Genomic DNA, 5,336 nt, shown 5'->3' on the forward strand with positions numbered 1-5,336 from the left:
GGACGGTTCAACGGTTACTAAGAATGATCCAAGTAAATCTGTTTGAGAGAAAAACCTTAAAAGCTTTATTCATGCCCGATAAAATACCGATAAAACAAAAGGAAGCTCAATTGAGCCTCCTTTTATGAAAAATTGTGGGACAGCAGTGCCTGAACAGGTGCTTTTTTATTAGAGTAACCAAGCGTTTGAAGGAGGATTTAAACGCCTGATTTTTTTGCAATCAGGTTATAAAGGAATAGGATAATGAGGGCACCGATCACCGAAGCAATAAAGCCTGCTGCAGAGTTCTCACCGTAGAGGCCGAGCAATCGTCCACCGTAAGTTGCCAATAAAGAACCTGCGATACCCAACAAAGTCGTAACAATAAATCCTGATTTATCATTTCCAGGATGGATAGCGCGTGCAATTAAACCCGCAATAAAACCGACCACGATCGCAACTATAAGTGACCACATATGTCTTCTCCATTTATCGTTTGTTTATATACTTTCATTACGCTTTCATTTTTATAATTAATCATTTATGAAAAAGGAAACAGTTGAGTCCTGCTAAAAACTGTTGTTTTTTTGTTCTTGTTAAAAGATGAAGGATAAAAAAAGTGGCCTTCGGCCACTTTAAGTATCTGCTGGGTCTTATAGACCAATTTCGCCAATAAATGGAATGTGGCGATATTTTTGGTCGAAGTCCAAGCCGTAACCGACAATAAACTTATCTTCCACTTCAAAGCCTAAAAACTTCACTTCAAGTTCAATTTCACGGCGTGAAGGTTTGCTAATTAAAGTACACAGTTCAATAGAGTTCGGATTACGCGTGCTTAAAATTTCCAGCACTTTGCTGAGGGTATTGCCTGAGTCAATAATATCTTCGACAATAAGAACATCTTTACCGCGAATTTCGCCGTCCAGGTCTTTTAAGATTTTGACATCACGAGTTGAAACCGTACCGCCACCGTAACTTGATACCGTCATAAAGTCGAGTTCATGCGGTTTGCTAATTGCACGACATAAATCAGCCATAAAAATGACTGAACCACGCAGTAAACCAATCAAAACAAGTTTTTTGTCACTATTGGCATAGTGAGCATTAATTTTTGCACCAAGCTCTTTGACTTTCGCGTGAATCTCTTCAGCTGAGATCATTACGCTCATATGAACGGTCATGGGTAGATACCTAAAAGCAAATCAAAAAATAAAAAAGGTGTTGACCAGCAACACCTCAAAAGATGTTTTAATTTTAATACATCTGCTCAACAGATGCATCTTTTTTGCGCCTGAATGTGTATCAAGCCTTGATTTTCGGGGTATCACGCTTAAGCAACACAGCATAAGCTGCCGCTATTCCAACCAACAAAAACATCTTTTTATAGGATCTTTTTGTGGTCTTATGCTTTGACATACGCCGGTTCTCCATAAATATAAGTCGCCTGGATATTACGATCATCGCCCATGGTCATTAGTGCAAATAATGCGTCTTCAATGCCTTTGGCACGTTCTTGACGCAGTGCCTGTAGTGCGGTGGCTTTTAAATCCAGCACAATAAAATCGGCTTCTTTACCCAGGTTAAAGTTGCCCAGTTTATCGTCTAGATCTAAAGCCTTGGCTCCGCCCAATGTGGCGTGATACAGGGATTCAAATGCAGAGAGTTTATCGCCCTGAAGCTGTTGTACTTTGTAGGCTTCATTTAAGGTTTGCAGCTGGTTAAATGAAGTGCCTGCACCAATGTCCGTACCCAAACCGACTTTGACTTGTTTTTCCCAGGTTTTTTTCAAGGGAAATAAACCACTGCCCAAGAATAGATTGGAAGTTGGGCAAAAGGCAATCGCTGAGTTGGTTTGATGCATACAGTCCCATTCAGCCTCTTCTAAATGCACACAGTGGGCAAAGACCGAGCGCTGCCCTGTTAAGCCATAATGATGATAAACATCCAGATAGCTTTTTTGTTCTGGAAATAAATCTTTCACCCACGCTATTTCGTTTTTATTTTCACTTAAATGGGTGTGTACATACACTTCAGGATATTCAGCTTTTAACTGTCCTGCTTTTGCAAGTTGTTCTGGTGTAGATGTGGGGGCAAAACGCGGGGTAATCGCATACAGGTTACGGCCTTTGCCATGCCATTTTTCAATTAGTGCTTTAGAGTCATGATAAGAACTTTCTGCTGTGTCACACAGGTCTGCAGGGGCATGACGGTCCATCATCACCTTACCGGCAATTAAACGCATTTGATGCTGTTCTGCCGCTTCAAATAAGGCATTGACTGATTCAGCATGTACGCTACAAAAAACCAAGGCTGTAGTGGTACCGTTTTTCAGTAATTCCTGCACAAAAAATTGCGCGATTTTGTCGGCATAGGCTTTGTCCTTAAATTGCAATTCTGTAGGAAATGTATAGGTGTCGAGCCATTCCAGCAGTTGTTCCCCATAAGCACCGACCATCTCGGTTTGTGGGAAATGGATATGGGTGTCGATGAACCCCGGCACAATCAGTTGCTCAGGATAATGTTCAAGCAGCATATCTTGATTCAGCAAATTTTTCCCCTCTTGCCATGTCCCAAACCAGCTGATTTTTCCAGCGTTAGTGATGAGCAAGCCATCTTCAATATAACGAATGGCTTGAGCAATATCGGAGGCTTGGGAAACGGTGTGTTGAATATCAAGAAAGCGACCACGGACGGCGCGTTGAGCCTGAAGAGCAGACATGCAATAACCTTTTAATTTCTCATTTTTTCAATTGATTGTACCTGAAATGTTTTGCTTAAACCCTATCGCATCAGTTTATAAGTCCTCCCCTGGTTTTATGGATCCAGCCTGATGTTTAGAATTTTCAAAAGCAGCCATCAATTGCAATATCGGGCATAAAAAAGCCTTCCATCTATGCGATGGAAGGCTGGATCGTTTTATTTGAAAATTACAGTTGCTCTTGCTGCTTGTTATGGCGAATTGATAACCACGCGGTAATCGCCAGTACAATCACAATAAAGCTGAGTGATATCCAGATAGGCATATGGAACACATCGAGCATCAACATTTTAAAACCAATAAACAGCAAGATAATCCCGAGGCCATAGGGTAAGTAGTGCATTTTAGACGCAGCGCCTGCCAGTAAGAAGAACATGGCACGCAAACCCAAGATCGCCATGAGGTTGGCGGTCAAGACAATGAAGGGATCACTGGTGACCGCAAAAATAGCCGGAATGGAATCCACTGCGAAAATGACATCCGAGCCTTCAACCAAAATCAGCACCAGAAATAATGGCGTTGCCCACAACACGCCGTTTTGACGCACAAAGAACTTATGTCCATCGAGCTGAGGGGTAATACGCATATGTTTGCGTAACCACTGCAAGATAGCCATATCTTCAATATTGGGATTGTCTTCATGGCCTTTAAGAAATTTAAAGCCGGTATAAACCAGGAAGGCACCGAAGATATAAAGCACCCAAGAGAATTCCTGAACGAACCATGCACCGATAAAAATAAACAGGGTACGCAACACGATGGCGCCCAGTACGCCATAGAGCAAAATTTTACGTTGCAAGGCTGGAGGAATGGCAAAGGCAGCAAAAATCATCAACCAGACAAACACGTTATCAATTGCGAGTGATTTCTCTAACAGATAGCCCGCAAAGTATTCCATGGTTTTTTGATTGGCTAAGGCAACACCCGCCGTTTGCTGCAAATATAGCCATAAAGCGCCAGCGAACAGGATGGATACACTGACCCAGGCAATGCTCCAATAGGCGGCTGACCTAATTTTAACGGGCTGGTCTTCTTTATTTTTGAAGCCAAGAAAGTCGATGATGAGCATCACTGCCACCATCGCAAAAAATGCCAGATACAACCCAGGGTTGCCGATGGATTCCATAAAAAATCTCCCCACCCGACAACTGGTCATAAAAAAACCTTGACCTGTTGCCAGATGATTTAAACATCTGTGTCAACATGATCAAGGTCTTGCCTACATCTGAATATCCATATTGGGTAATTTCAGATGCTCAGATACCGACTTTTTGCAAAGTGTAATGACGATATTCTGACACATAAGTCATTTAAAAATATCAAATGGCTTACGCTTGGAGGAGGCTACTCCCCTTGTTCAACTTAATTTTGTTTTGGATCTAATCCAAATGTGGCTGAAGAATCGCATATTTATATGAATTGTGCAAATTTTATCTAGGGCGTGTCATCAATTAAGCCATATCATGATTGAGGCAAGGTAGATCGCTGAGAGGAAGTTTTGAGCCAATTTATCATAGCGCGTAGCAATACCTCGATACTGCTTGAGCCTGGCGAAGAAGTTCTCGATCAGATGTCTTGCCTTATAAAGATGTGGGTCATAATCACGCTGATCAATCGCGTTACTTTTGGACGGCATCACGATCTGACCATTGATCTTATGGATTGGATCAATCACCCGATCCTTGGAATTGTAGGCTTTATCCATGAGCCAAGTCTGACTTAACGATAAGTCCAGCAGCACATCAGCACCATTTAAGTCATGAGCCTGCCCGGCAGTGAGATAAAATCCTGTTGGGTTGCCTAAAGCATCAGTACGGGCATGAATTTTGGTACTTAAGCCACCTTTACTGCGTCCGATTGCCTGTTCTTTTTTTTCCGGCACTGTGTTGATGAGCGCGCACAATGGTTGAGTCCAGCATGGCATATTCATTATCACTTTCATGTGATAGCACTTCAAAAACTTTCTGCCATACGCCTGCTTTAGCCCAACGGCTAAAGCGAGTGTGCACGACTCTAAAATCCCCAAAGCGTTCTGGTAAGTCTCGCCACGGAATACCTGAACGATACCGATATAATACTGCTTCAACAAATAGCCTGTTGTCTTTGGCAGTTACTCCAACAGTACTCGCTCGTCCGGGCAACAGATCCTTAATCTGTTCCCACTGATCATCTCTTAATGCATAGCGTTTAGTCATGAAAAAATAATGAGGACAGGCCCTAGTCAGGTGAATGAGATTCATGCATGCGTAGCAGTCTTGAATAAATTCACAGAATTAGGTCGTCCTCATACCCAAGTTGTCACTTGAATTTGGCTCAATTAGGGTAGCTCTGTCTTTCAAACATTTGTGCAACAAAGCCTTATGGATCTATTTTTATGAAGTTAATAGTGGGTGTACTTGATTTAACATAATCTATATTATACGAAATCAGTTTGTAAGCCCAAAATAGAAATGTCCGGTTTCTCCAAAGTAAAAATGTCCGCTTTTAGAATATGCACTTTTGCGATTATTGAAGCGGACGGTTTGATATGTTGGTGTCTATGTCGGATAAAGAACTTAAACGATTGTCGGTCTTGCAGGAAATCTGCGATCAACGCATA

5 protein-coding genes and 2 pseudogenes are annotated in these 5,336 nt (G+C 42.0%); 1 reads left to right on the forward strand and 6 read right to left on the reverse strand.

The genetic code is table 11. The features are described 5' to 3' along the window. Positions 1–128 (forward strand): annotated as a pseudogene (locus E0409_RS16245) (IS4 family transposase); the annotation flags it as partial. Positions 129–197: 69 nt separating this feature from the next. Here the strand turns inward: E0409_RS16245 and E0409_RS16250 are convergent. The 6 genes and pseudogenes from E0409_RS16250 to E0409_RS16630 all read right to left on the reverse strand — a co-directional run. Then, positions 198–455 (reverse strand): GlsB/YeaQ/YmgE family stress response membrane protein, encoded by a 258-nt coding sequence (locus tag E0409_RS16250; RefSeq protein ID WP_131292567.1) that lies wholly within the window; start codon positions 453–455, stop codon positions 198–200. 177 nt (positions 456–632) lie between these two features. After that, positions 633–1,160: a hypoxanthine phosphoribosyltransferase gene (gene hpt / locus E0409_RS16255; protein ID WP_131292570.1), complete on the reverse strand. Its 528-nt coding sequence runs from the start codon at positions 1,158–1,160 to the stop codon at positions 633–635. A gap of 221 nt (positions 1,161–1,381) precedes the next feature. Further along, positions 1,382–2,698 carry a guanine deaminase gene (gene guaD, locus E0409_RS16260; RefSeq protein ID WP_131292573.1) on the reverse strand — a complete coding sequence of 439 codons (1,317 nt, stop codon included), beginning with the start codon at positions 2,696–2,698 and terminating at the stop codon, positions 1,382–1,384. A gap of 208 nt (positions 2,699–2,906) precedes the next feature. Further along, the gene (locus E0409_RS16265) at positions 2,907–3,863 is read right to left on the reverse strand and encodes a TerC family protein (protein WP_131292576.1); all 957 of its coding nucleotides are present in this window, start codon (positions 3,861–3,863) and stop codon (positions 2,907–2,909) included. Positions 3,864–4,184: 321 nt separating this feature from the next. Beyond that, positions 4,185–4,932 (reverse strand): annotated as a pseudogene (locus E0409_RS16270) (IS5 family transposase). Positions 4,933–5,153: 221 nt separating this feature from the next. Continuing rightward, positions 5,154–5,336 (reverse strand): hypothetical protein (locus E0409_RS16630; protein WP_213073381.1); only part of this gene is annotated, 183 nt, incomplete at its 5' end.

This window comes from Acinetobacter sp. ANC 4862, from assembly GCF_004336635.1.
Lineage (GTDB): Bacteria > Pseudomonadota > Gammaproteobacteria > Pseudomonadales > Moraxellaceae > Acinetobacter.